We start from the raw sequence: 25,536 nt of genomic DNA, 5'->3' as shown, positions 1-25,536 counted from the left end.
TTTAAGACTTGATTGTTATTTTATCGTGTTTTAGGGCATTGATAATTGTTATTTATCCGGTCTAATACTAATATACTTATCAATACGAATATCGCTAATAACGGTGCGAATTTGATTTTCCTCCTCACCTAAAGTTTTGAGTAAGTGAGTTCCTAATTCCAATGCTGCTTCAAATTCTGGCTGTACTACTTCCTTTGCACCCATTTGACTGAGGATATCTATTTCTTTATCGGAGTGCGATCGCACTATAATATCCAACTTGGGAACGATTGACAAAGCGCGTTCGAGTAATAATCTTGTGCTTGCTGGATCGGGTAAGGCTATTGCTAGGGCTTTGGCTTTTTCTAAATGGGCTTTTTCTAATACTAATTCGGAATCTGCATCGCCAAATAAATAAGGTATTTTATTGTGTCTGAGTCTTTGGATTGCTGGTTCGCTGTTATCTATGACGATAACCGGATAACCTTGGCTTTGCAAAATTTTAACTATTACTTGTCCTACTCTACCGTAACCTGCTACAACTACATGAGAATTAATGGTTTCTGGGATTGATAGGCTTTTAGGTGCTTCAAAACGCTGTAAATATTTTCTAAAAAATGCCGTTTTTGTCAATTCATTGGCTAACTTGGGGGCTTTTTCTAAGAGAATAGGAGTAATAATTAAAGTGATTGCAGTAGTGCCCAAAAGTAACAAATAAGTATCTTGAGAAATTAACTCTAAATCTAAACCAGTTAATGCCAATACAAACGAAAATTCACCAATTTGATTGATGCCAAGAGCGACAATTACTGCTGTTTTTGCAGAGTAACCAAATTTTAGCACGATCAAAAATACGATTGCCGCTTTTCCTATCATTACTAAAGTTACTAATCCTAAAATTAACGCAAAATTATTAATTAAAATATTCGGATCGATCAGCATTCCGATAGAAGCGAAAAATAGACTGGCAAAAGTATCTCGTAACGGTAAAATTTTAGCTAAAGCATGATCGGCATAATCAATTTCCGAAATCATTAACCCGGCAACAAAGGCACCCATTTCAATAGAAAGACCGAGAGCCGCTGTAACTAAAGCCACTCCCAAACATAAAGCTATTATCGTTAATAAGAATAATTCATCACTTTCAGTTGCCGCAATATTGCGAATTAAACGCGGTACAACCCAACGACTTAAAATAAACGCGATCGCGGCAAATCCGATAACTTTTGCGAAAGCCAAAGATAAAGCCGGAAGAAGGTTTTCGGGTTGCTTTAATGCTGGTAAGATAGCCAACATTACCCCTAAAGCCAAATCTTGAACGATTAAAATCGCCAACATAATTTGACCGTGGAGTGTATAAGTTTCTCCTTTTTCCGTAAGTGTTTTTAATACTACTGCCGTAGAAGAAAGGCAAAATACAGCACCTAAAAATATCCCTTGCGGAAATCCCGAAGCCCAACCGAATACAACGGTAATTAAAGTTACTAAAGTCGTAGTTAATCCGATTTCGAGTAAACTACCGCTAATAGCAATATCTTTGACTCGTTTGAGTTCGGTTAAAGAGAATTCCACACCCAAAGCGAACAGCAGAAAAGCAACCCCAAATTCAGCTAAAGATTTAATTAAATCGCCATCGTTTAATAACTTTAAGCCAAAAGGACCGACAATAAAGCCGCTAGCAAGATATCCGAGTAAAACGGGTTGTTTGAACTTGTTAGCGATATACCCACCCAGCGCCGAAGCCCCCAAAACTTTGGTAAAATCTAATATTAAACTATGTCCTGCTGCCATGTTTCCCTCATTCGCTAAGCTGTGTTTTCACTTTCAGGCTAGCGCGATAATCATGATAGAGAAAGTAAGTTAGTTTAAAAAGGGAACAGGGAACAGGGAACAGAGAAAAAAAATTTAACTTTTTTAAACATTAGACATCTCCGGAAAAGAAAAAGAACTGCATCCAAACCTCTCCCCCACTGGGGGAGAGGCTTAAAACCCCCATTCCCTCATAGGGAAGGGGGGTAGGGGGGCTCGCGGTTTGTGTGTAATTTAAAACCATAGAAATGTTTTCCGGAGATGTCTATTATTTCGTGGTTGCGTAAAAACCTATAGGTGCAGCCCCACCGAGATGGCGATATACCGTTTTGCTCGCGCTCGGCGTATCGTGTCTCGGCAGAAGAGCCGGAGCAAAATTGAACGCGCTTCCTTAACGCATTTTACGGTTCCGATTATGGTTCCAATGATACTTATACTTCGCATCCCGCTCTACAAGAGTCTTGATAGCGTGCCGCACTGCTGGCCAGGTTCTGGTGGTGGGATAGATTAGCTCGAAATGTCCGGCATTGGGAAGTACCTCCAGTTTCACCTCGTTATATTGGGTGGCAACTTCTACATATTCTTTAAGATATGCGGTAGGCACAATTTCATCCTCTATGCCGGATAGATGCCATTGCGGAACCCCCAAGGGTAGCAACTCTAAGGGTGAAGCTTGTTCGTATCGATCCGGTACTTCTTCTGGGGAACCACCAACAAGCTCCTCACACGCCCCAAAACAAATGTTCTGCTCCACCCCGGTAATCAGGTCGGGAATACCAGCCAAGGATACAACACCGTTGACGGGCAAGCTGTCTTTTACATACAGCGGGCTGGTATCCGGGAGGTTACGCCTTGCCGCCAGCCACAGCGCTAAATGTCCCCCTGCTGAATGTCCCACAGTAATCAGGCGGGAGAGATCCAGCCCGAATTCGGGTGCGATTGTTCGGAGAAAATCTGTCCCCAGGGCAACATCCTCAAACGTCCCAGTCCAACCACCCCCATTACCCAGCCGACGGTATTCCAAATTCCATACAGCCAGACCTTTATCTCTCAACTCCGCCGCCATTTGTCCCATAAGATTCAGTCCGTATTCTGCCAGCCAACAGCCCCCGTGGATAAGAACTACCACAGGATGCGGACCAGGCTTTTTCGGGAGATAGAGTTCGCCAAATTGAGAAGGATCTGAGCCATAGGGGATACGGCGATCGCCTGGTACATCAGGGAAGGTTAAGATTTCCTCCAGCGTCAAGATGTCGGGTGGTTTGTCGTTGGGTTTTTCCCTTTTTATACCTGGGCTATCTTTTGCTGATGCCGATATGGATTGTGCAACTACGCTACTACTTGCGATAATTGCAACGGTAGACAGCGCATGCTTAACGAATTTGCGACGCTTCATTATATATGCTTCTTTGTTATGGAGGCAGCGGAAAATTTAAACTATAACAGAGCATATCATTCCAGTTTACTGATGTCACTCTCTAAGTAACCGTATTGCGTTTGATACAGCTTAATTAGCGGAATAGAATTTTAGTCCAGATAACACCGGAAGCAACTCCCGTAATGCAACTGAGGATTTTTACGTCATGTTAAGTTTGGTTTATTACTAGGAAATAAGAATTCGAGATGTAAATTCTGGCACGCCTTTAACGCCGGGTTGAAGATGAAAAATTGCTCCGGCTCCATCACCTTCTCTAGAACGTTCGTTTCCTCCTGCGGTGGTAACGTAAAGTTCGCTATAGTCAGAACCACCGAAAGTCATGCAGGTTATTTTTAAAGCTGGAAAAGAAATACTAAGAGCCTCATCACCGTCGGGTGTATAACGATACAGATGTTTTCCATCCCAACGAGCCGACCAAATGTAACCATTCGCGTCAACAGTCATTCCATCGGGAACACCTCCACCTGGGAGGGTAATAATATGACTTTTTCCATTGGTAATATTGCCGGTTTCTTGGTCGTAATTGAAACGGTAGATAGTACGAGCGTCCGAGTCGGTAAAATAAAAATACTTTAAATCTGGAGAAAAACCCATACCGTTGGGAACTAAAAGGTTTTCTAAAATTACATGAATTGAACCATCGGTATCTATGCGGTAGAGTCTGCCTTTATCATCTGGAGTTGCCATAGTACCGGAAAAAACTCTTCCCATCGGATCTGCTATGGCATCATTAAAACGAGTGTGTCTTTCTGCGGGAATTTCGTTTATTAGTATAGTGATTTTACCATCGTCCCAGCGTTCGACGGTTCCTTTGGTTTTGAATAGTAATAAAGAGCCATCAGCTTGTAAAGTTAAACCACCGACGGATTCCCCAGAGTAAACTTCGGAGTGGCTATTTGTTTGCGGATTGTAGCGAAATAGCTTTCCTCTAGGAATATCCGTCCAGTAAAGACACTGTTGCTGGGGATGCCAAAGGGGACATTCAGCGTTGTGGTGTTGGGAATCGACGATAATTTTGGGTTCTATCATGGGTTGAGAAAGGCATTTTAATTATCCCTTTTATTGAAACGCAAAGGTGCGCCGAGGTTAGCGCAAAGGTACGCGGAGGAAAAGAATATTTATATAATCGTTATTAAATAGCGAATTTCTTTAAGTTCAAAGTCTTCTCGAATATCAATTTTAGTTGTTCCATCTGGTTTAAGTCCCATTTTTTTGTAGAAGCTACAAGCTGTTTGATTAGTATCAATAACCCAAAGTGTAACTTCTGTGAATTCTCTATTCTTGATTTCTTTGAAAATAAATTCAAAAAGTGCTGTTCCTAAACCTTTTCTCCAATATTCGGGGTTGATATATATAGATGTTATTTCCCCCGTTACGCTAGAATCCCGATCTTGATCGCGGCTATGTCCAAAATTAGCAAAACCGACTACCGCGCCGTTGATTTCTTGTACTACCGTATGAGTTTTAGAATCAGTTAAAATATTGCTCCAACTTTGTTCGCGTTTTGCAATTGATAACTTATCTAAATAGCTTTGGGGAATTAAACCTTTGTAAGCTACTTGCCAAGCTGTGACATGAATTCTGGCAATATCTTTAACATCTTCAAGGGTAGCGGTTCTAATACTCATCAATAGAAGATAAATAGAAAATAGTTTTAGTACCCAGTTTAAGAAAGCTGGGCTTTACTGTTTAATTAAATATCAACATTTATCTGTTCTATCTGCCTAGCAGCTTTCTCCCAAAGCTTTGCTGAAGCCTCATCTTCCCAATGAGTTCTCAGATTTTCTGCTTTTTTATGACATATTCGCTCTAGCATTTCTAAGATTGTAGATAAAGTTAATTTATCAACTAACCCTTCCACAATTTCCATATATTCTTTGTGTAGCATAGTTAGCTCCTTAATGTCCGCTAATATCTTATGAAAAAACCATGCAAAATACTTTTATCTTCGCAAATATTTAATTAAGTTTTATTGCTGATTCCGAACGGTATTTTGTCGGCTTATACAGGTAGTATAACAAGTCCTCGCAACCCTGGGCGCTAAAGCGCTTACTACGAACAAAATTACCGATCAAATGTAATTTGATGGACTAATACCCGTGTGCTTGCGAAAGAAGTTGGTAAACTGGGCTGGACTTGAATATCCTAATTGATAACTAATTTATACAATTGATAACTGCGGTATCTTCAGCAATTTTTTCGCCGATTCAATGCGTTTTTTGATTACATTAGGACTGAAATACAACCCATCATAATTAATGGGACAGAGTACTAGCTCTTACTACGAAATTTTTTACCTTCAAACTTTGTCACAATAGCAATCTAAAATCCAAAATCTAAAATCGCATCACCAAGGCAACACTTCACCGTTAGAATGCCAAAAGGTTCCGGTATTTTGCATATTTAATTGATCAATCCGAGCTAACAATCCTTTAACTGATTCTTCGGTGGTAATTCCGGAATCTGTAAAGCCAGTCATGCGCGTCTTAACTAATCCTGGATGCAAAATAGCAACGGGAATACCTTTCGATTTCAAGTCTTCAGATAATGATTTACCTGCCATTGATAAGGCAACTTTCGACATCCGATAGCCGTAGGAACCACCAGAAGTATTGTCATCAATCGAACCCATACGGCTGGTCATCATGATAACTTTGGAACCCGATTTTAAGTTATTTAATAAAGCTTTAGTTAACCTTAATGGCGCAACTGCATTAACTTCAAATTGCCTGCGAATGCTGTCAAAATCTAAATCATCTAGGCTGACTCTTTCTACAATACCCGCATTATTAATTAAAACATCGATTGACTTATCGTCAAGTTTTTTAACTAATTGAGCTACTGAAGATTCAGAAGTAAGATCAATATCTGTTTCAATTTGTACCCCTAAATCTTTTAATTCATCTGACGTTGAGCGACAAACAGCAATGGCATTATCGCCTCTTTCTTTAAGTTGACGACAATATTCTAAGCCGATACCTCGATTTGCACCCGTGACTAAATAAGTTGCCATACTGATATTTTTACCTTGCTTACAGCTTTAAATTTTAGATCCCCCCAACCCGCCTTTTTAAGGGGGGCTATGCGTAAATCCTATTCCTAATCGCTTGTCACAGAATCAACAAGCTCGTAAAGATGATGCTCGTTCTCAGCAATCCCCTCCCAATAAGCAGTTTCGCTACTGAATCCCGGCTGCTTTTTCAAATTTTCAATAGCTTCTTGATTGCTCCACTGTCCGTAATTAATCACGCGAGTTCCGTCAAGGCTGCGATGAAAATTAGCCGAAACTAACCCTGGTAATTTCATTGCTTTACCAACATTTTCTTTTGCTAATTCCACCATTTTGAGTTGATTTTCTGGCTGCATCCGAAATTCAGCAAAGTGATAGATATATTTTTTTTCTATTTTTGGTATACCTTCTTTTGACTCAGAAATAATTACTTCATAAACATGACTATCTGGTTGATTAAATTCTCTTAATTTGGCTTTCTTTTCTTGTGCTTCGGGATTTTTAAGAAAGTTTTCAAAGTCTTCCTTTGTTTGCCACTGAGCATAGTTAGCAACTTTTACACCATCTAAGCTTTTATGTATGTTCGCTGAAACAAAACCGGGCTGTTGTTTTACCGTATCTCCAAATTTGGCGATAGTATCTATTAACTCTTGCTGCTTTTCTGATTCAACGTTAAAAATAATGATTACGGTAGCGACTTCGTTGTTTGTGGCAATGGTAGGCATTGATATCTCCTGTTTGTTAACGATCGCTAAATCTCAATTGTGTTGATATAGCAAAATTAGGACGTGACGTTGCCTTAATAAAGCTTGGTCATTACTAGAACTACCACAAACAAGATTGAAAGTTTTGTCTCAAATTAAAATTCATCCTTCAGATATATATTTTTCTATCACAAGGCAGAAGATGTTTTATTAATTGAATTAACAATTCTATAACTACGACACTTATAATATTATATTTTTGGTTGCGTTTGCCTAAATTTTACCTGTATGAAAGCAAACGTAAAGTTTAGTATCAAAAATCATCCGATCGGTTTTCAAAGTATTAACTTAAGAATTGAAGCTAATAGCTTTGCTAAAAAATACTTTGTTTTGGTTAATAGCTTTTTAAATAAACTGTAGATAATTTCAAATAAATCAACAATATCATGTCACGTTTTTTGCAAATAGTTCAAAATGGTTTAATTCGGGTTATAGCTTTCTTCTCTGTTATATTTCGCTCTGTTTTTGATTTCCTGGGAAAAAGCTTTGGTGGTTTCGGTAAAAGTTTAGGATTTTCTGATTCTAATTCGGGGTATTACGTTGATGCCGACACTAAAAAAGCTATCCAAGAAACCAAAACCCCCGTAGCAACTGTGAAAACCCCCGAAGGTGCTGTTAATAGCGATCGCCGTCGTCCAAAAAAATCTAATATGGACGATTTCATGAAAATGGCTAAAGAAATCAAAAAATAGCCGTTAATTATTAACTGTTTGTGAAAAGGTAAGTAAGTTGGCGGAAATAAAACTAACTATGTAACGGAATGTAAAAGACCCGAAATCCTTGCGATTGCTTCGTCGTGCCTCCTCGCAATGACAAAGTACAGTTATGTTTATTTACACCCACCTACTTAATGGGGAATAGGGAACTGTGGCAAGAAAAAATATTAATAAATAAGCTTTAAAGCCCGGTTTTTTGAAGAACCGGGTTTTTGAATGTTTTGGAATTTTTATTCATGATTTTGAAGTAATATAAGTTTTGAGGATAGATAAAAATTTTACAATTGACTTAAATGTAGAAAAATGCAAAATGCCATTAAAGAAGCTGCGGAATTTTTACAAAGCAAAGGTACAAAACCACCTGAATCAAAAGCTGTGGTTGAAGCCTTAATTGGAGCAGAAAAAATTGCTAAACAAACTAAAGTAAATTACAGTTATTCGCAGTTAATCGGTAATTGGCGATTGGGATTTATTACCGGAACTAAAAAGACTCGTAAGCGTGCAGGAGTTGTTTTGGGAGCGGGAAGATTTTTATCAAAGCTGGTAAAAATTCAACTTTCCTACAGTAAATCGGAAGACTCGTCAGAAAAAGGAAGCGTTGAGAATTCTGTCAAATTTGGTTTATTAAAAATAGTTTTAACCGGGCCAGTAAAATTTTGGAATAGTAAAAACATCCTCGCCTTTGATTTTACCAAAATGCTGTTATCTTTATCGGGATTAAAGTTATATCAAGGTTACATTCGTGGTGGGAAAGATAGAGAAAATAATTTTGACAACCAAACTTTAAAACAGCAAGCATTTTTTACCTACTTTTTAGTTGAAGATAACTATATTGCTGCACGGGGTAAAGGTGGTGGATTGGCTTTGTGGACAAAAAGCAGTTAGCAGTTAAGTAGGTGGGTGTAAATAAACGTGATTATATTTTGTCATTGCGACGAGGCATTCGGTTGCATTCAGCGGAGCTGCGGTTCATCGCAAGGGTTTCAATCTTTTTTACATTTCGTTACATAGTTATATTTATTGGTGCCAACCTACTTAGCAGTCATCAGTTAAAAATTATTTTTACCTCATCTCCCCATCTCCCTATCTCCCCATCACTGATAATTGATAATTGTTCATTGATAACTGATTACTTCTTCGTCATCGCCCAAACTCCGCACCAATCTTGGGGAATCCCATTTTGTTGCAATTCTTCGACTCTTTCTAGATATAAGGCTGCCGCTTTATCTTCGGGATTTACAGCTAATACTTTCTCAAAATAAACTTTAGCTTTGACGCAATCTCCGCAGCGATAATTTTCTAATCCGTTTTCAAAGTCTGATAAAGTTTGTAATTTCAAATCGCGAATTTCTGCTAATTCCCCATCTAAAATAAAAGTTTTACCTGTTTTACTAACTCTTATCTCACGTAAAAAGTTAGTAATTTGTTTCAAAGATAAATCAGATGCTAAAACTTCTTGAAACTTACTATCTTTATATACAGGTGTAGTAGCTGTAATCGCAATATCGCTACCATCTTCGTATGTATAAATACTACTCCAATTAGAAGTTTTTCTGTTTTCTGAAGCTTTATACCAAGGTCTAGCCCGAGAGTCAAAAATTTTTTTACCTATTTTTGGATTAGCTAATTTTAAACCTTTGTCGTTTGTATTGTAATATAAAAATTGACCCGGTAAAAAATTTTCCGTTATTGTAATTGTGTCACTTGGCTCTGCACCAACATATCCACCTTTGTTATTGCCAAAATAAACAGCATTTATATTATATGCTTGCCTCTGTTGCCAAAATTGCCGCCCAAGTGCATCTTGGTTATTCAAATCTAGTAAACCTATCTGATAAGATAGAAAATTATTTTGATTAATTAAATGCGGTTTTTCAAGGTAATTGCTCAGATGCTGCTCGATGCGATCGCTAATTTCACTTCGCAATTGAGAGACAATATTATTTACTGCTTCATAGGAATTCTTAAATGAAAAATATTGAATTATTGCTACCGTTCCCACAATCTGCAATACAAATAGAACAACTAATACAGTTCGTAAAGGAAGTCAATTTCCGACTGTAGCTAATTTTTGAAAGAATCCTTTATTATTCTTCGTTGCGCGATCGCCTAATTTTTCTGCAAGCATTAACTACTCTTCTATTTCTAGAGCCTGTATGACTTATTTTTTCCGCTATTTACGTTCCCAATTTTTGCGATGACCCCTTACTTGATATACTTTGAAATACTTGTAGGAAATAAAAATATAATTTACGCAAAGCCAAGCTAAAAAAGGAGGGGTTGGAGCGATCTAAATCAAAGTTATTTTTAGTAGAAGAAATTGAAGGTAAAAGATTTTGTCAAGGAGGGTATATAAAATTATATTATTATTCTATTTGCTGTTCCCCGTTGCCTATTTCCCGTTCCCTTACCCAATGAATTATTAATGTAATCAGGTTTATATATTTATTTTGACTGGGACTAAAATACAAATCTTTACAAAATAATAAGTATTTTTATTGTAGTCAATATCCGCAAAATTACTTTATTATATTATTTCAAAAGTCTTAAAAGGGTTAACTTAGTAAATCAAAATACTATGAGTCATAGTCAAGATAAAACAATTTTAGAAAATTCCTTGCTTAAAAATTCGCAGCCAATACCAAAAAGCTTTGAACAAGCTGTTTCGATGATTAAAGAATTTGCGTTTGCAGAAGTTGGAAAAGAAGCACAAAAAAAGCAACTTTACTTTCACAATTATGCTCATGCAGAAGCTGTTCGACGTAGAGCAGAAATCATATTTCATGCCATCGAACCTTTTTGGACTCAAATTTGTCAAGAACCTGCTTTATTAGACAGCAAACGGGCAAAATCTTTAATTGATATTTGTGCTGCAAGCCATGATATGGTTCAACTTTTCTTACCCTTAAAATCACCTCAAACTGCAAGAGTGCGAGAAAGCGGAGTCAGCGAAAATGCCACAATTGATAAGTTAATTGATTTTATCAAACACTTAAATCAAAAGTTTATTGCTCAAAATCCCGAACTTTCTCCTTTATTTACCCAAATAGATTTGCAAATAATTCGTAAATCTATTTCGGCTACAATTTGTCTTTTTGACACTAAGGATAATTCAATTTATCAACCAGATTTATATAATTCACAACAAAAAATAACCTTACCAGCACGTATCATTGCCCTAGCAGATATTGGTGGATTAGGGATAGACGGAATGTCAGCTTATTTCCAGGAAGGAAGTTTGATACTGTTAGAAGAAAATCCCGATATTATACCGTTAGTTCAAGAATTTTTAGCTGAAAAAGAAAATAATGGTAATAACGGCGAAGTATATGAAAACCTTAGACAGCGATTGTTAAAAAGAGCTAAATTTCAAATTAGCTTTGCGAAAGGACGCTATGTAAGGCTGAATCGAGAACTTGAGGGTTTGCCCATAGAAGTGATTTTAGTATTAAAAGAAAAAGTCTTTAAATACCTAAGCGAGGAAACAATAAAAAAAATAGAAGCTCTAACACCCACCGCAGACAATACAACTTTAGAGAAATTGATTGAGTTTTTCGAGCTAGGCAAGTATATTCAGAACTAACTGTTAAAAATATTACCAGTCTGCGTATGGAATGGCTTCAGCAACAGGGAAATAGACTCCATTTTTAGTAGACCATACAAACTTACAAAAACTACGATCAAACCATCCCCAACTAGCAGATCAAATTTCCGCAGAGCTTGCAAGCATGAGGATTTTACCAGAGAAAATCGACTCCGAACAAGGTGTATTTACGTGGATTCGTAGCCGGATAAATACATTGTTTGAAATATAATACTGTAATTAAATAGTCTTTGTAGGTTGGAGTAGGCACACAAAAAATAATGATTTTGAACTATAAATTAATCATGTGCCGTAACCCAACATCATGTTGTCGGTATTAGAATATATCTTGTTTTATCCTAAATACCGATGTTGGGTTACGACAGAATTAACATAAATTTCCGTGATGAATTCAATTGGCTTTTTCTGTCTAACCCAACCTACAAACTAATATTTATACATAGAAGTAATAATACAAACAACAATACAAAACGATTACAAATATTTTTATTTGTTTTTCATAATTAACTAACCATTCTCTCAGAAAAAACTCAGATTAATTTAATTTAGATTTTTTATTATAAAGCTCGAAATTAAATATAGGATATCTTAATTTTTGTGTTGTTGATAACTGCGCTTATCTAAAGTTAAATGCTATGGTTTTCAAAATTAATTTTAACTGCTAATTAGCTTCCAGGAATATAATAAATATTATGTTATTTCGTCAACTTTTTGACTCAGAATCAAGCACTTATACTTATTTAATTGCCGATCGCCATACCAAGCAAGCAGTAATTGTAGACTCTGTATTAGAACAATTTGAAAGAGATATAGATTTATTAAACGAACTTGGTTTAAATCTACGCTATTGTTTGGATACTCACATTCATGCCGACCACATTACCGCTACGGGAAAACTCCGTCAAGCTACAGGTTGTCTAAGTGTTTTACCGAAAAATTCTCAAGTAAAATGTGCCGATAGTTTTATACAGCACGGACAAGTGTTGCAGCTTGGTGCAGTCACCATCGAAGGGATTGCAACTCCCGGACATACTAACAGCCATATGGCTTATTTAGTAAACAATACTCACTTATTAACTGGTGATGCTTTATTTATTCGCGGTTGTGGAAGAACCGATTTTCAAGATGGTGATGCAGGCACTTTATACGACTGCGTAACCAAAAGATTGTTCACCTTACCCGACGAAACCTTAGTTTATCCCGCTCACGACTACAAAGGATGTACCGTTTCCACAATTGCGGAAGAAAAACAATTAAATCCCCGATTCGCCGGAAAAACCCGCGATGATTTTATTCAATTAATGGAAAATCTAGACTTACCCTTTCCAACCAAAATTAAACAAGCAGTCCCCGCAAACAAGAATTGCGGAATGTGAACAGTTACCAGTAGACATCTCCGGAAATCATGTATCTGGTTCTAAATTACACACATACCTAACCCCCCTACCCCCCTTCCCTACCAGGGAATGGGGGTTTTTAAGCCTCTCTCCCAGTGGGGGAGAGGTTTGTATACAGTTCTTTTTTCTTTTCCGGAGATGTCTAGTGAGCAGTGAACAGTAAACAGTTAGGAATAATGTAGTGGGAGCATCTTGCTCCCCATTAGAAAAACCTCTTCCCCATCTCCCCATCCCCCGACACCTCGTCATATATTAAGAAATACTAAAATTTGGTTACTCTTCCGAGGATTTACTGCTTACCTAGTGGGTGGCAAAGCTGACACGTAGAAAGTGAAAGCAGTCAAAAGGGGCTATTTTTTTTATATTTATGGAAATTTTATCTAATACTGTGGCGCTGTCGCGAATGCAGTTTGCGTTGACGGCGATTTTTCATATGTTATGGCCTGTTTTAACTACGGGTTTGGGTATTTACTTAGTTGTTGTGGAAGGGTTGTGGTTAAAGACACGCAATAAGGATTACTATTTTCACGCTCGTTTTTGGTCGAAGCTTTACGTTCTCAATTTTGGAATTGGCGTAGCTAGCGGGATTCCGATGGAGTTTCAGTTCGGGACTAACTGGGGACCGCTTTCAGAAGCTATTGGTAATTTTTTTGGCAGCGTCATCGGTTTTGAAGCGTCTTGGGCTTTTATGCTGGAAGCTGCTTTTTTAGGAATTATGGTGTTTGGTTGGGAACGAGTTAACCCGAAAATTCACTATATGGCGACTATTTTGGTTGCTTTCGGCGCTAATCTTTCAACTTTGTTCATTTTGTCAGCAAATTCTTGGTTGCAAACTCCCGCAGGTGGAAGTTTTATTGATGGTGAGTTTATAGTTAGCGATTATTTCAAAGCAGTGTTCAATCCGTTTATGGCTGTGAGTGTTTCTCATATGTTCCTCGCGACTTTGGAAACTTCGCTGTTTGTAATTGGGGGAATCAGTGCTTGGTACATTTTCAACAAGCGTAATCCAGAGTTCTTTTCCATCGCTTTAAAGATTGCGATCGCGGTTGCAATTATTGTCGCACCTCTGCAAATTTGGGTGGGACATTTAAGCGGGGAGCAGGTTTATCACTATCAACCTTCTAAGTTAGCAGCGATGGAAGCGCAATGGGAAACGACACCTGCGGGGGAAGCTGCTGATTGGAGTATTTTAGCGATACCCGATGAGAAAGCGGAAAAAAATGCTTGGGAAATTACCGTTCCCAATGCTTTAGGATATATTTTGGAATTCAAGCAGAAACTTTCGGAACCCGTGCGGGGTTTGAAAACGTGGAAACCGGAAGATAGACCGCACATGGTAGGTTTAATTTACTACGCTTTCCGTACCATGATTGGTATTGGGTTCTTCTTTGCAGGATTAATGTCATTAAGTGTAATTCAGTGGTTGCGCGGAAAGCTATCGGCAGAAAATATAACAGGGCAAAGTTGGTTAATGGTTGGTTGGATTTGTGCCGCTCCCTTGGGTTATATAGCCGTAGAATCAGGTTGGATAGTACGTTGTGTCGGCAGACAACCTTGGACTGTATACAACGAAATTCGTACCGTTGACGCAGTATCAAATTTACCACCAGGAAACGTATTAACTACTCTTCTATGCTTCGCAACCGTTTACACCATCTTATTTGTTTCTGCAATGTATTTCGGCAGTCGGATTATTCGTAGAGGCCCCAACTTTAATTTACCAGTTCCGGGAATAGAAGAAAAACCCGCAGTAGAAACCACACCAGCGCAATTCATCCCCGACGAGCGCCCAGTGGAAGCACAGCAGTGATTTTGGATTTTGGATTTTAACAACGGATGCGTGTCTTTTGGATTTTGGATTTTAGATTTTAGATTAAAGTTCAAAGCCTCTCTCCTTGCAGGAGAGAGGTTTGGAGAGAGGTTTTCACAACTCAAAAATTATTAATATGGAAACACTAGATTATCTACTACCGCAGATATGGTTTGGCATTTTAGCATTATTTTTATTTCTTTATGTAATGCTTGACGGCTTTGATTTGGGAGTTGGTATTTTATCACTGACTTCTTCAAGTGAAGAGCGTCGCGGTATTTTAATGACTAGCTTAAGTAACATTTGGGATGCAAACGAAACCTGGCTGGTTTTGATGGGAGGTAGTTTGTTTGGTGCATTTCCTTTAGCTTACGCCACAATTCTCAGCGCTCTTTATATCCCAATTTTTATTATGATTTTTGGGTTTATCTTTCGTGGAGTTGCCTTTGAATTCCGCGAACAATCAACACGTAAATTCTTTTGGAATCTTTCTTTTGCTACGGGAAGTTTTATGGCAGCAGTGGGGCAGGGATTTGCTTTAGGAGCAGTACTTGCAGGAATTAAAGTTGATGATAAAGGACATTTTATCGGTACAACGTGGGACTGGTTTAATATTCCATCGGTATTAGTAACTTTAACTTTAATTCAAGGTTACGTTTTAATTGGTTCTACTTACTTAGTTTGGAAAACCGACGGAGAATTGCAGGAAACTCACCGAAAAACAGCTAAACTTGCCGCTTTTACAACCTTAATTGGAGCAATTTTAATTACAGGTGTTACTCCTTTTATTTACGAAACTGCTCGAATTCGTTTATTTTCCAAACCTTTAGTTTATATCTTTGCCCTAATACCTTTACTAGGAATATTCTTAATTTGGCAGTTACTTCAAAGCTTGAATAAAAAAGCAGATAGACAGCCTTTTATCTGGACAATACTACTTTTTCTACTTTCATTTATTGGACTAGGTTTAGTTGTTTTTCCTTACATTATCCCTACCAAGATTACCATTTATCAAGCCGCCGCCGACCCCACTTCACTGGTAATTATGATTATATTTATCGGTGCTTTAATTCCGGTTATGCTGTTCTACAATCTTTACTCATATATAGTTTTCCGGGGTAAAGTTACCGGAGAAAGTTATCACGGATAATTTGGATTTTGGATTTTAGATTTTAATCTTTTGGATTTTGGATTGTAGGGTGTGTTGTCGCGATCGCGCAACGCACCATTAATTCTTCACACACATCCACCCACCAACCCACAAACCCGTATAAAATCGAATCACCTTACCAAAACCAGCTTGCTTTAATAATTGCAAAACTCTTGTTTCAGAAATTGGATTAACACCCTTTTCCATCGTTTCTAAAATTTCTGCTTTTTTCGCTTCTGTTATACCCGTTTCTTCCCAAAGTTTTTTCACCAAAGAAATCATTTCTTGAAAATCATCAGTTCCTTTTTCGCCAAATACATCAACTAATATAAAAGTACTAGATGATTTCATTCGTTGTGCAATACTTTGTAAAAAAGCCAATTTACCGCCATCATCGGGGATAAAATGCATTACTAAAATACTAGTTGCCGCATCATAGATAGGAGTATCGGGTAAATCGTTAGTATATCCTTGAAATAATTTAACTTGCTCCGATAATCCATATTGCTCTATCTTATTTTTAGCAACAGCAAGCATATTTTCCGAAGGATCGACACCTAAAATTTGCCATTTAGAATTACCCTTACCAAACCTTACCAACTCCATTCCCGTACCAGCACCAACAACCAATAAATTAGCTTCATCAAATAACTTAGCCCGCAAACAAGCCAAAGTCATTTGATGCATTGCTTCATAACCAGGTAAAGCCAACGGTGCTATCTCATCGTATTCACTACCAGCCATCGGCGCATTTTTATCGAAATCAACGGTTTGTTTAGTCATGAATTTCTAATTGCTAACTTCTGATTAGAGAGGGGGAGAGGGGGAAGAGAGGGAAGAGGGGGTAGAAAATTAATAACTCTCCACTTCTAACTATTTACAATTACCAATTACCAATTACCAATTACCAATTCCCCAATGCCCTATGCCCAATGCCCCATGCCCAATTCCTAACTCCTAACTCCTAACTCCTCACTTACCCTTTCCCGTAACTTCCCAATCCAATCGCTAATCCCATCTTTATTCAAACGATAAGCTAAAGGATGAGCAATTAGCATTGCGGTACTTTCATATAAAGTGGCAATTTCAACTAAACCATTTTCTTTTAAAGTTTTTCCCGTGGAAACGATATCAACAATAGCCTCTGACATTCCCGTAATTGGCCCTAACTCCACAGAACCAGATAGCGGTATAATTTCTACAGGAAAATCCAAACTTTGAAAATAATCGCGAGCGCAATTTACGTATTTAGATGCAACTCTGCAATCAGCTGGTAAATCCAAAGGTGATTTGTAAGCACTCGAAGCTTTAACAGCTACCGACATCCGACAATATCCAAAACCTAAATCAACTAAACGGGCAATTTGCGGCTTTTTTTCTTGCAGCACATCTTCACCAACAATACCCAATTGAGCTTGCCCGTATTCTACATAAACAGGTACATCCTGCGCTCTTACTTTTAATCCTCTAGCTTTCCCGCTAGTATCTAATATTTGTAATTGACGATTTTCTTCGGCTAAAAAAGCACTAAAATCCAAACCTACAGATTTTAGTAAGCGGATACTGTCTTTTAGAAGTCCACCTTTTGGTAGTGCAACGGTTAACATGATTTTAGATTTTAGATTTTGGATTGAAAAGTTAGGAGTTAGGAATTAAAAGTTAGGAGTTGATAATTAGTAATAATCATTTACCCGCTCTACCTCTCTTTCCCTTCTCTATTTAAACTACCATTTATTAAGTAACAGATATATTAGCTAATCCAAAATCGAAAATCGAAAATTAAGAAGATGCGAATATTAATAGTTGACGACGAAACCGAACTTACCAACCCTTTAACTCGCTTATTAACTCGTGAAGGTTATAACGTTGATGCGGCTTTTGATGGCACAACTGGCAGCGAACTTATTAAAAAAGGTAATTACGATCTATTTATTTTAGACTGGATGCTGCCGGGAAAAACGGGTTTAGAAATTTGTCAGCAGTTACGACAGCAAGGCGTGACAACACCTGTATTATTTCTCACAGCAAAAGACACTTTGGATGACAGAGTACAAGGTTTAGATGCAGGTGCTGATGATTACTTGGTAAAGCCTTTTGAATTACGGGAATTACTAGCAAGAGTAAGGGCTTTGTTGCGGCGTGCGGGTGTGGAAGAATACGCTCACATAAATAAAAAAACTGTTGTAGAAGATTTAGAATTAGATGTTCAAAATCAAATAGCTTATCGTCAAAAAAGAGTAATCGAACTATCGGAAAAAGAAAGCCAGTTATTGCAATATTTGATGGAAAATGCTGGTATACTTCTGACTCACGCGCAAATTATGGAAAATTTATGGGAAGAAGACGAACAACCTAGCAGTAATGTGATTGCGGCATTAGTTCGTCTTTTACGGAGAAAAATTGAAGTTAAAGGTGAAACGCAATTAATTCACAGCGTTTATGGGAAAGGTTATCGATTTGGGGTTGGTGAAATGTGATGTTTTAATTAGTTTTTACAACTTCTTTTACGGAAGTATTTTTTATTGATAAAGGTTTCTTACCGCGTAACTGCTGTCGAATTTGTTGATATGCAGACGGTTTTATTCTTTCCATCATTCCTTGGAGTGGTTTGGCATCTTTCCCAAAAATCTTGAAACCCATATCTTCGATTAAATCTTCCGGCGGAATCAAAGCTAAAATGACTTACACAAGTACCGGGGGCGATCGCTCGTGGTAAATTTACTTTATCCCAGTTCAAATGTTCTTCTATTTCCGCGTGCATTCGTGATGCTGTTGGTAAATTTCGATAAAGTACTGCTTACTTTGAAATTTGTTCTAATATCCGATTAATCTGCCTCTGCATCTCTTCTCTCAACTGTTGAGCTTTCTGATAAAATTCTCCCCGATTCTTACTATCATCAACTTCAACTAAAGGTTGAATAAAATAACTTAACTTACTTTTTGCAGCCCAAACTCCCATGCTAGGAAAAAGAGCAAACCAAGGAATTAAAGGTGAAGCTGGTAAGAAAGGTAAACCAAATAATTTTTGCAACCAGCTAATATTTAAAGTGTAAGGATGCAGCTTTTCATTACCAATACAAATAACGGGTAAAATCGGAACTTGATATTTTTGACTTAACTGCACAAAGCTAATATCAAACTTTTGTAATTGATAGCGTTTAAACCAACCTTTTCCAGGCCCCCTTAAACCTTCTGGCGCATACAATAAAATTTTTTGCTGTTTAATTGCAGCTTCAAAATCATCATACCTTGCTTTGATACCACCACAAACTTGCGACCATCCCGGTGGTAGCCACCAATTTATCCAAGGATGTTCAAATAAGTCAACTCCAGCTAAAGGATATACAACCCATTCTTGCTGTTTACTTAATAAATATCCCAAAGTCAAAATGTCCCAAGGAAAACTCATTCCCGCATGATTCATTGCTACTATCATCGGGCCATTTTGCGGCAAGTTTTCGATTTGTATCAAGGTAGCATGATAGTAATATTCAATAATTGGGCGCAAAATTTCTTCTCGAAAAGCTATTTGATAACTTGGGTTGAATTCAGTTTCTTTCTCGTGGGGAAAACGACAGCCCAAACGCAACCAACGAATCAATAATGCCAAGTAAAACCCCAGGGGAATTAAAAATAATATATATTCAAACCACTTCCAACCATCTGGATCGTCATGATAATATTGCCAGTGACGGTTAAATAAAATTAGCCAACCCGGAGGATACCACAGGCAAAACCAATCAAACCAGCCAAACTTAAATTCCTCAACTAATTTTTCTTCGAGTTTAGAGTTTAAAAGGTTTTGTGAATCTCGATCGATCGCAGGCATTTAAATATTTTACTACAACTGAATTAATCAAATCCTAGCGATAATATGAGGTAATTAACCTCATGCTGCGGAGGTAAAATAGGCTAATTCATCCTATAATTCTGCAACGCCCAATTTTTGATACATTTAAAGATGTAGAACTTGGTTTCGATTATGTCAGATAAGCCTTTAGTTCTGACCACAGAAGATGAAATAAACCAACTTTTTCCGCGATTGCCAATTCTCACGAGTCAAAATAGCGGGTGGGATGGGGTATCCTTCACATATATGTGTCAGCCTGCATACGAAACCCCGGAAGTTTGTACTCCCCTCGGACACAGCATTACTATTTTTACTCATGGCAACTACGTTATTCAAGCAGATAGAACCCTTGATGGACGTTTTGGGCACGACTCGGTAGTCGGTGGAGATATAGTAATTGCCCCTGTTAATATCGGTCAAAAGTGTATTTGGGATAAAGAAGGTGATTTTATTATCTTAGGTATTGAAACGAAAACTTTTGCCCGTGCTGTTGACGAATCGGGGCAACCAGAGCAAGTTCAATTAATACCACATTTCTCTACACCAGATCCGTTATTTTTACAAATTGGACTTGCAATCAAAAATGCTTTACAAAATAATCCATCGGGAAGCCGTTTGTATGCGGAAACAATGGTAAATGCCTTGTCAGTGCATCTATTACAACATTATTCTGCGCGAAAACTGAATATAAAAAAGTATATTAATGGTTTATCAAAACGTCAGTTAAATGAAGTTATTGAATATATAAAAAGTAATTTGGATAAAGATTTAGGTTTAAAAGAATTAGCAAGTTTGTTACACATGAGTCCGCATTATTTCTGTAATTTATTTAAACAGTCGATGGGAATAGCACCCCATCAATATGTGATTCAAACTCGCGTTAATCGTGCTAAAGAATTATTAATAACAGGTAAATATAGTATTGCTCAAGTTGCTTTTATGGTTGGTTTTGCCAATCAAAGTCATTTAAATCGACATTTTAAAAAATTAGTTGGTGTGACTCCGGGGAAAATTGGTCAATAATTAAAAAAAGGTTTGTAGTAAGGACTTCAGTCCTTTAATTAAGGGCTAAAGCCACTTACTACGAACCTATGAAAAACTCCACAAAAACCTACAAAAAATCGGACGAATCTACAAGACAAAGAGAAAGGCAATCGCCATATTAGGAAGTAAAGCAGTTAATGGTACTTCCTAATGAACAGAATCGAAACCAAAACCGAACCGATGACGATTAATTTTGGTCCCCAACATCCTTCGATGCATGGCTGTTTCCGAATTATTGTCACTCTTGACGGGGAAGACGTAATCGATTGCGAACCCGTTTTAGGATATCTGCATCGAGGAATGGAAAAAATCGCCGAAAATCGCACTAATATCATGTATGTTCCCTACGTTAGTCGTTGGGATTATTACGGTGGAATGTTCAATGAAGCAGTTACAGTTAATGCTGTCGAGAAATTGGCTGACATTCCAATTCCCAAACGCGCCAGCTATATCCGAGTCATAATGCTGGAATTAGCACGAATAGTCAATCATTTGCTGTGGTTGGGGCCTTATATTATGGATATGGGCGCACAGACTCCGTTTTTCTACACGCTTCGAGATAGAGAAATGATTCTCGATTTGTTTGAAGCTGCCACGGGATACCGCATGGTTAACAACAACTATTTTCGCATTGGCGGTGTTGCTGTCGATTTACCTTATGGTTGGGTGAGTAAATGTCAGGAATTTTGCGATTATTTCTTACCTAAGATAGATGAATACGAAAAGCTAATTACTAATAATCCGATATTTCGTCGTCGAGTTGAAGGCATAGGAAAACTAAGTCGCGAAGAAGCTATCAATTGGGGTATTTCCGGCCCGATGTTGCGGGCTTCTGGGGTAAAGTGGGATTTACGCAAAGTTGATCGTTATGAATGTTATGACGATTTTGATTGGGAGGTAAAGTGGGACAAAAGCGGTGATTGTTTAGCACGTTATGTCGTGAGAGTCGGGGAAATGCGCGAGTCTGTAAGTATTATTAAACAAGCGATTCAAGGTTTACCCGGTGGTGCTTACGAAAACTTAGAAGCGAAACGCATCGCAGGTGGTAAAAAGTCAGAATGGAACAATTTTGATTATCAATATATTGCCAAAAAAGTTGCACCTACATTTAAAATTCCCAAAGGCGAACATTACGTGAGAGTTGAATCCGGTAGAGGAGAATTAGGAATTTATTTAGTTGGTGACGACAACGTTTTCCCTTGGCGCTGGAAAATTCGTCCCGCAGATTTCAATAATTTACAAGCATTACCGCAATTAATTAAAGGAGTTAAAGTTGCAGATATTTTTGTGATTTTAGGAAGTATTGATGTGGTGATGGGTTCTGTGGATAGATAGTTATTAGTTGTTAGTGGTTAGTTGTTACTTGATAACTCCTCACTCCTAACTCCTCGACCTTCGGTACGGACACGCTCCGCTAACGGTGAGCTATCTCTTATGTCCTCCGGACACACTTCGCTAACGCTTAACGCTTTTTTATTCAAATCATCTTACATCTCCATCGGAATAATTGTACTACTTGAGCAGTTCTACCCAAAGTATCACTTCAAACACCACTTTAGAGCGATAAATCTGAAGTTTTTCTTTGATATTGTTATAAATGTAAGAAACAGAGCAACGCACCGGATGGGGGTTATGCCGCAGTGACCCATTATCGAATACCGAAGAAGAACGATTTGTCAGGTATTCGGACGGTGTGAATAAATTAATAACCAAGGACGTTATGGAGTTTTTATCGTTTCCTCTGTTTCGTCGCCATCGAGGGGAGGCGCAACCCTCCGTCAGAGCGGTCTTAGATGGCGAACGTCCTAAATGGTTTGCTCATAATTTCACAAAAATAATTACCACTTTTGCTATCAAATCGCTTTGGATAATTTAATTATTCAAGGCTATTTTATTTTTAGAGGGAATAGGGAATAGGGAATAGGGAATAGGGAACGGGAAACAGAAAGAAGAAGACTTTTGCAGCGTAATCATGGTTCGTAGTAGCGCATCCGGGTTCCGAATTTGGATGCGAAGACGGCGCTACTACAAACTAAAACATTGTATTATATATGTAATATGTATTGATTTATGATAAATGCAGCGACAAATATTAGCAGCTTACGATAGTGAAGGTATTTTTGTATATCAAGGTTTTAAACCTTCCATAGCTGAAGAAGCTTTACGTAAAGGGACTTTTGGCAAAGGTTTCAATTTAGAGAGAATGACATGGATTAAGCCTTCGTTTGGCTGGATGCTTTATCGTTCTGGTTATGCTACAAAACATAGGCAAGAATCTATATTGAAAATCAAGCTTACCCATGAAGGTTTTCAGGAGATTCTTAAGCAAGCCATACCAACCTTATTTGATAGAGATATTTTTGAATCAGAAAGAGAATGGAAAAGAAGTTTAGATAATTCTGAAGTACGCTATCAATGGGACCCCGATAGAGATTTATCTTTGAGACGTTTAGAACATCGCGCTTTGCAATTGGGTATTCGCGGTAGCGTGGTGCATAATTACGTAAATACTTGGATTTTAGATATTGAAGAAGTGACCGAATTAGCTTGTGATATTAAGAATGCCGTCAAAAATCAAATGATAAAATTACCGAAAGTTCCAGAAGAAAGAGTTTATCGCGTGAGCCAGTAAATTGAATAAACATTGAGAATAAGCGATATCCAACCAGATATTATGTATATTATTTAGAGATGCGTATAATGCTAAGTTTCCTAATCTACAGGAATGATATAACATTCAACACCGCTATTTTATTAAAAATCTAATTATCAAAAATATGGCAAACATTTCTAAAACATTAAAATACACTGCTATGGGATTAGCAGGAGTAGTTGCAATACTAGTAGGTTGGAGCTTCATCGAACCACGTATTTACTATACAGAAACCGAAACGGCCGTAATTCCCGATCTTCCTTTATCTTGGCGGGGCAAGCAAATCGCTCAACTTTCAGATTTTCAGATTGGACTATGGGGTGATAATCCCGACACCGCTCGTCGCGCCGTTGATGAATTAATCGAAGTTAAACCTGCCGCAGTCTTAATCAGTGGCGACTTTATCTATCACGCTACCCCCAATCCCGAACCAACAATTGAAAAAGCCGTCAATATAGTTCGTCCCCTCGTCGAAGCCGGTATTCCTACTTATGCAGTGTTGGGCAATCATGATTACGGTATGAGTGACAAGAAGGCAAAACCTAAAATAGAACTAGCCAATCGTTTAGAAACCGCCTTGGAGTCAGCAGGGATTAGAGTATTAAATAATCAAGCAGTTCAAATGCAGCTACCAGGTAGTAACGAGCCTTTATACTTAGTCGGTGTAGATTCACTTTGGGCAAATAGAGATAACGTGCAGCAAGCTTTAAGTGATGTACCAGGCGGCAGCCCTAGAATTGCTATGATACACAATCCAGACTCATTTGAGAAGTTCCCTGCTAATACGGCACCATTGGCAGTAGCGGGACACACTCATGGGGGACAGGTGCGCCTACCCAATTCACCCCAATGGTCGTGGTTAAGATTTACTCAACAAGATAAAGTTTATGCTGATGGATGGGCAAAAGGTTACGGCAAACCTGGTAATAACCTTTATGTAAATGTTGGCATTGGCATGAGTATTGCACCGATACGCTTGTTTTGCCCGCCAGAAGTAACCTTTTTTACTCTTGAGTCAAAGTGATTTGAAATTAGACGTTGTTTTAGAAAGAATTCTCTACAGCGACTAAACTATCAGCAAAGTTTTTAGATTCGATATCAATCAAAGTATCTCTTGCATCGGAACTGCTAACGGTAAATTCCTCAAATTCAATTTGGTTAATACCCTCAGCGTTAGACTGTAACTATTGTTCTTTAATAAAAATTAATGAAGAATTTCAACATTATACGTATATTTACCCAATTAAGTCGCATAACCAATTTTTTTTAACGTATTATCTTGATTAATTAGACGGTTTTAATTCCTCTGAATACAGAAAAATCACCTAATTAAAGCTTTGACGAAGTATCAAATTATTCCTTGCGTTCAGAAAAAATATCAATTATCACTGAGTAGTTGAGAAATATTTTATACGTATTACGTTGAAACAAGGAAATAAATTGATGAAAGTATTTAACTTAGCCATATTTGCTGTTGGTATTGCGATCGGTTTTGGTGCGATTCAAACAGAAGCACAAGCAGCTAGTTTTAACCAAATTATCAACTTGGATGCAAAACAGAATAGCACTGACAATCCAATCTCCATAATGTTATCAGCAGGAACTTATGCAGTTGATTACATCGGAATGAATGATGGTGGTGCTTATGATGGTTGGAATGCTTGGGAAGGAAAAGTTGAACGTTGCGATCGCAACAGGGAAAACTGTCGCAGAGGGTGGAAGAATCGCTATGGTATATCTTTCGACGGTATGAGCAATTTATTTACCAGCGGTAAGAATTATGCTACTGCTTCGCAAGCAATGCAAAATGCTGTAAATACGTCTTTCACTGTGGCATCTGACACGACAGTTAACTTTTTTATCAATGACAAATTTTATGACGATAATATCGAGGGTGTATCTTTAAGACTATCCTCGGAATCCATCTCACAATCAGTTCCCGAACCCACTTCTATGTTAGGTTTATTAGCTGTAGGTACTATTGGTGTATCTACCCTAAAACGTAAGAAGCAAGCAGTCTAATTGTCTGAATAATGTTGAGACGTTGCTTTTTGCTTTGTCTCAGTATCTTTCAAATTCTACCTGTTACCTATTGAGTTGATTACATCGGAATTAATGATGGTGGAGCTTATGATGCTTAGAATGCTTGGAGCCGAGCAGGTATTAGTGGTTACAATAGCAATGGAGAAAGCTGTTGTAAGGCTTGGTTAAATAGCTATGTTATATCTAGCGCAGATTTTACTCAAGAATCTAAATCGGGAAGTCGTTATAGTACTTCTTTACAAGTATTGCAAAATGCTGTTAATCTTACA

At 37.8% G+C, this 25,536-nt stretch carries 26 protein-coding genes; 13 read left to right on the top strand and 13 right to left on the bottom strand.

The features are described from left to right. Window positions 1-48: 48 nt before the first annotated feature. The 8 genes from ACM03V_RS15505 to ACM03V_RS15470 form a co-directional block, all read right to left on the bottom strand. The gene (locus ACM03V_RS15505; RefSeq protein WP_414621688.1) at window positions 49-1,770 is read right to left on the bottom strand and encodes a cation:proton antiporter; all 1,722 of its coding nucleotides are present in this window, start codon (window positions 1,768-1,770) and stop codon (window positions 49-51) included. Between the two features lie 409 nt (window positions 1,771-2,179). After that, window positions 2,180-3,184 (bottom strand): alpha/beta hydrolase family protein, encoded by a 1,005-nt coding sequence (locus tag ACM03V_RS15500; protein WP_414621687.1) that lies wholly within the window; start codon window positions 3,182-3,184, stop codon window positions 2,180-2,182. Between the two features lie 207 nt (window positions 3,185-3,391). Continuing rightward, window positions 3,392-4,255, bottom strand: a complete 864-nt coding sequence (locus ACM03V_RS15495) for an SMP-30/gluconolactonase/LRE family protein (RefSeq protein WP_414621686.1) — start codon at window positions 4,253-4,255, stop codon at window positions 3,392-3,394. 89 nt (window positions 4,256-4,344) lie between these two features. After that, complete coding sequence (locus tag ACM03V_RS15490) at window positions 4,345-4,854, bottom strand: N-acetyltransferase family protein (protein WP_414621685.1); 510 nt, start codon at window positions 4,852-4,854, stop codon at window positions 4,345-4,347. A gap of 65 nt (window positions 4,855-4,919) precedes the next feature. Continuing rightward, a complete protein-coding gene (locus tag ACM03V_RS15485; protein WP_414621684.1) occupies window positions 4,920-5,114 on the bottom strand; it encodes a hypothetical protein in 195 nt (64 codons plus the stop codon). A gap of 183 nt (window positions 5,115-5,297) precedes the next feature. Then, the gene (locus ACM03V_RS15480) at window positions 5,298-5,387 is read right to left on the bottom strand and encodes a helix-turn-helix domain-containing protein (RefSeq protein WP_414621732.1); all 90 of its coding nucleotides are present in this window, start codon (window positions 5,385-5,387) and stop codon (window positions 5,298-5,300) included. A gap of 186 nt (window positions 5,388-5,573) precedes the next feature. After that, a complete protein-coding gene (locus ACM03V_RS15475; protein WP_414621683.1) occupies window positions 5,574-6,239 on the bottom strand; it encodes an SDR family oxidoreductase in 666 nt (221 codons plus the stop codon). Window positions 6,240-6,325: 86 nt separating this feature from the next. Further along, window positions 6,326-6,961, bottom strand: coding sequence for an antibiotic biosynthesis monooxygenase family protein (locus tag ACM03V_RS15470; protein ID WP_414621682.1), 636 nt, complete (start codon window positions 6,959-6,961; stop codon window positions 6,326-6,328). Window positions 6,962-7,386: 425 nt separating this feature from the next. Between ACM03V_RS15470 and ACM03V_RS15465 the strand changes: the two genes are divergently transcribed. Together ACM03V_RS15465 and ACM03V_RS15460 are read left to right on the top strand one after the other, a co-directional pair. Then, window positions 7,387-7,692 (top strand): threonine dehydratase, encoded by a 306-nt coding sequence (locus ACM03V_RS15465; protein WP_414621681.1) that lies wholly within the window; start codon window positions 7,387-7,389, stop codon window positions 7,690-7,692. A gap of 327 nt (window positions 7,693-8,019) precedes the next feature. Continuing rightward, a complete protein-coding gene (locus tag ACM03V_RS15460; RefSeq protein ID WP_414621680.1) occupies window positions 8,020-8,601 on the top strand; it encodes a hypothetical protein in 582 nt (193 codons plus the stop codon). Between the two features lie 244 nt (window positions 8,602-8,845). On the opposite strand, the gene ACM03V_RS15455 is transcribed toward ACM03V_RS15460, so the two are convergent. Further along, a complete protein-coding gene (locus tag ACM03V_RS15455) occupies window positions 8,846-9,718 on the bottom strand; it encodes a cache domain-containing protein (RefSeq protein ID WP_414621679.1) in 873 nt (290 codons plus the stop codon). A gap of 576 nt (window positions 9,719-10,294) precedes the next feature. On the opposite strand from ACM03V_RS15455, the gene ACM03V_RS15450 reads away from it, so the two are divergent. The 4 genes from ACM03V_RS15450 (at window position 10,295) to cydB (ending at window position 15,677) form a co-directional block, all read left to right on the top strand. Continuing rightward, complete coding sequence (locus ACM03V_RS15450) at window positions 10,295-11,299, top strand: hypothetical protein (protein ID WP_414621678.1); 1,005 nt, start codon at window positions 10,295-10,297, stop codon at window positions 11,297-11,299. A 713-nt stretch (window positions 11,300-12,012) separates the two neighbouring features. Then, window positions 12,013-12,696, top strand: a complete 684-nt coding sequence (locus tag ACM03V_RS15445; RefSeq protein WP_414621677.1) for an MBL fold metallo-hydrolase — start codon at window positions 12,013-12,015, stop codon at window positions 12,694-12,696. A 388-nt stretch (window positions 12,697-13,084) separates the two neighbouring features. Beyond that, complete coding sequence (locus tag ACM03V_RS15440; RefSeq protein ID WP_414621676.1) at window positions 13,085-14,527, top strand: cytochrome ubiquinol oxidase subunit I; 1,443 nt, start codon at window positions 13,085-13,087, stop codon at window positions 14,525-14,527. A gap of 136 nt (window positions 14,528-14,663) precedes the next feature. Then, window positions 14,664-15,677, top strand: a complete 1,014-nt coding sequence (gene cydB, locus ACM03V_RS15435) for a cytochrome d ubiquinol oxidase subunit II (protein ID WP_414621675.1) — start codon at window positions 14,664-14,666, stop codon at window positions 15,675-15,677. Window positions 15,678-15,755: 78 nt separating this feature from the next. Here the strand turns inward: cydB and ACM03V_RS15430 are convergent, their stop codons facing one another. Together ACM03V_RS15430 and hisG are read right to left on the bottom strand one after the other, a co-directional pair. Continuing rightward, the gene (locus ACM03V_RS15430) at window positions 15,756-16,460 is read right to left on the bottom strand and encodes a class I SAM-dependent methyltransferase (protein ID WP_414621674.1); all 705 of its coding nucleotides are present in this window, start codon (window positions 16,458-16,460) and stop codon (window positions 15,756-15,758) included. Window positions 16,461-16,627: 167 nt separating this feature from the next. Continuing rightward, window positions 16,628-17,284, bottom strand: coding sequence for an ATP phosphoribosyltransferase (hisG, locus tag ACM03V_RS15425; protein WP_414621673.1), 657 nt, complete (start codon window positions 17,282-17,284; stop codon window positions 16,628-16,630). 180 nt (window positions 17,285-17,464) lie between these two features. Between hisG and rppA the strand changes: the two genes are divergently transcribed. Beyond that, on the top strand, window positions 17,465-18,154 hold the full coding sequence (gene rppA, locus ACM03V_RS15420; RefSeq protein ID WP_414621672.1) for a two-component system response regulator RppA: 690 nt from the start codon (window positions 17,465-17,467) through the stop codon (window positions 18,152-18,154). Window positions 18,155-18,158: 4 nt separating this feature from the next. Here the strand turns inward: rppA and ACM03V_RS15415 are convergent, their stop codons facing one another. Together ACM03V_RS15415 and ACM03V_RS15410 are read right to left on the bottom strand one after the other, a co-directional pair. After that, window positions 18,159-18,347: a hypothetical protein gene (locus tag ACM03V_RS15415; protein WP_414621671.1), complete on the bottom strand. Its 189-nt coding sequence runs from the start codon at window positions 18,345-18,347 to the stop codon at window positions 18,159-18,161. 127 nt (window positions 18,348-18,474) lie between these two features. Then, window positions 18,475-19,506, bottom strand: a complete 1,032-nt coding sequence (locus tag ACM03V_RS15410; RefSeq protein WP_414621670.1) for a 1-acyl-sn-glycerol-3-phosphate acyltransferase — start codon at window positions 19,504-19,506, stop codon at window positions 18,475-18,477. A gap of 153 nt (window positions 19,507-19,659) precedes the next feature. Here ACM03V_RS15410 and ACM03V_RS15405 point away from each other — a divergent pair, with 153 nt between their 5' ends. From ACM03V_RS15405 to ACM03V_RS15380, 6 genes are all read left to right on the top strand, one after another. Next, window positions 19,660-20,550, top strand: coding sequence for a helix-turn-helix domain-containing protein (locus tag ACM03V_RS15405; protein WP_414621669.1), 891 nt, complete (start codon window positions 19,660-19,662; stop codon window positions 20,548-20,550). 171 nt (window positions 20,551-20,721) lie between these two features. Continuing rightward, on the top strand, window positions 20,722-21,906 hold the full coding sequence (locus ACM03V_RS15400; RefSeq protein ID WP_414621668.1) for an NAD(P)H-quinone oxidoreductase subunit H: 1,185 nt from the start codon (window positions 20,722-20,724) through the stop codon (window positions 21,904-21,906). Between the two features lie 358 nt (window positions 21,907-22,264). Next, the gene (locus tag ACM03V_RS15395; protein ID WP_414621667.1) at window positions 22,265-22,447 is read left to right on the top strand and encodes a hypothetical protein; all 183 of its coding nucleotides are present in this window, start codon (window positions 22,265-22,267) and stop codon (window positions 22,445-22,447) included. Between the two features lie 201 nt (window positions 22,448-22,648). Then, window positions 22,649-23,203 carry a DUF4291 domain-containing protein gene (locus ACM03V_RS15390; RefSeq protein WP_414621666.1) on the top strand — a complete coding sequence of 185 codons (555 nt, stop codon included), beginning with the start codon at window positions 22,649-22,651 and terminating at the stop codon, window positions 23,201-23,203. A 145-nt stretch (window positions 23,204-23,348) separates the two neighbouring features. Further along, window positions 23,349-24,248, top strand: coding sequence for a metallophosphoesterase (locus ACM03V_RS15385; protein ID WP_414621665.1), 900 nt, complete (start codon window positions 23,349-23,351; stop codon window positions 24,246-24,248). A 419-nt stretch (window positions 24,249-24,667) separates the two neighbouring features. Continuing rightward, the gene (locus tag ACM03V_RS15380) at window positions 24,668-25,246 is read left to right on the top strand and encodes a PEP-CTERM sorting domain-containing protein (RefSeq protein WP_414621664.1); all 579 of its coding nucleotides are present in this window, start codon (window positions 24,668-24,670) and stop codon (window positions 25,244-25,246) included. Window positions 25,247-25,536 lie beyond the last annotated feature (290 nt).

The sequence above is a fragment of the Calothrix sp. CCY 0018 genome (genome assembly GCF_963920925.1).
Lineage (GTDB): Bacteria > Cyanobacteriota > Cyanobacteriia > Cyanobacteriales > Nostocaceae > Rivularia.
This window is presented reverse-complemented; position numbering and strand designations above follow the sequence as displayed.

Bases quoted from the DNA above. Each gene is read 5' to 3' on its own strand.
- ACM03V_RS15505 (WP_414621688.1), bottom strand. From the start codon at position 1,770: ATGGCAGCAGGACATAGTTTAATATTAGATTTTACCAAAGTTTTGGGG.
- ACM03V_RS15500 (WP_414621687.1), bottom strand. From the start codon at position 3,184: ATGAAGCGTCGCAAATTCGTTAAGCATGCGCTGTCTACCGTTGCAATT.
- ACM03V_RS15495 (WP_414621686.1), bottom strand. From the start codon at position 4,255: ATGATAGAACCCAAAATTATCGTCGATTCCCAACACCACAACGCTGAA.
- ACM03V_RS15490 (WP_414621685.1), bottom strand. From the start codon at position 4,854: ATGAGTATTAGAACCGCTACCCTTGAAGATGTTAAAGATATTGCCAGA.
- ACM03V_RS15485 (WP_414621684.1), bottom strand. From the start codon at position 5,114: ATGCTACACAAAGAATATATGGAAATTGTGGAAGGGTTAGTTGATAAA.
- ACM03V_RS15475 (WP_414621683.1), bottom strand. From the start codon at position 6,239: ATGGCAACTTATTTAGTCACGGGTGCAAATCGAGGTATCGGCTTAGAA.
- ACM03V_RS15470 (WP_414621682.1), bottom strand. From the start codon at position 6,961: ATGCCTACCATTGCCACAAACAACGAAGTCGCTACCGTAATCATTATT.
- ACM03V_RS15465 (WP_414621681.1), top strand. From the start codon at position 7,387: ATGTCACGTTTTTTGCAAATAGTTCAAAATGGTTTAATTCGGGTTATA.
- ACM03V_RS15460 (WP_414621680.1), top strand. From the start codon at position 8,020: ATGCAAAATGCCATTAAAGAAGCTGCGGAATTTTTACAAAGCAAAGGT.
- ACM03V_RS15450 (WP_414621678.1), top strand. From the start codon at position 10,295: ATGAGTCATAGTCAAGATAAAACAATTTTAGAAAATTCCTTGCTTAAA.
- ACM03V_RS15445 (WP_414621677.1), top strand. From the start codon at position 12,013: ATGTTATTTCGTCAACTTTTTGACTCAGAATCAAGCACTTATACTTAT.
- ACM03V_RS15440 (WP_414621676.1), top strand. From the start codon at position 13,085: ATGGAAATTTTATCTAATACTGTGGCGCTGTCGCGAATGCAGTTTGCG.
- cydB (WP_414621675.1), top strand. From the start codon at position 14,664: ATGGAAACACTAGATTATCTACTACCGCAGATATGGTTTGGCATTTTA.
- ACM03V_RS15430 (WP_414621674.1), bottom strand. From the start codon at position 16,460: ATGACTAAACAAACCGTTGATTTCGATAAAAATGCGCCGATGGCTGGT.
- hisG (WP_414621673.1), bottom strand. From the start codon at position 17,284: ATGTTAACCGTTGCACTACCAAAAGGTGGACTTCTAAAAGACAGTATC.
- rppA (WP_414621672.1), top strand. From the start codon at position 17,465: ATGCGAATATTAATAGTTGACGACGAAACCGAACTTACCAACCCTTTA.
- ACM03V_RS15410 (WP_414621670.1), bottom strand. From the start codon at position 19,506: ATGCCTGCGATCGATCGAGATTCACAAAACCTTTTAAACTCTAAACTC.
- ACM03V_RS15405 (WP_414621669.1), top strand. From the start codon at position 19,660: ATGTCAGATAAGCCTTTAGTTCTGACCACAGAAGATGAAATAAACCAA.
- ACM03V_RS15400 (WP_414621668.1), top strand. From the start codon at position 20,722: ATGAACAGAATCGAAACCAAAACCGAACCGATGACGATTAATTTTGGT.
- ACM03V_RS15390 (WP_414621666.1), top strand. From the start codon at position 22,649: ATGCAGCGACAAATATTAGCAGCTTACGATAGTGAAGGTATTTTTGTA.
- ACM03V_RS15385 (WP_414621665.1), top strand. From the start codon at position 23,349: ATGGCAAACATTTCTAAAACATTAAAATACACTGCTATGGGATTAGCA.
- ACM03V_RS15380 (WP_414621664.1), top strand. From the start codon at position 24,668: ATGAAAGTATTTAACTTAGCCATATTTGCTGTTGGTATTGCGATCGGT.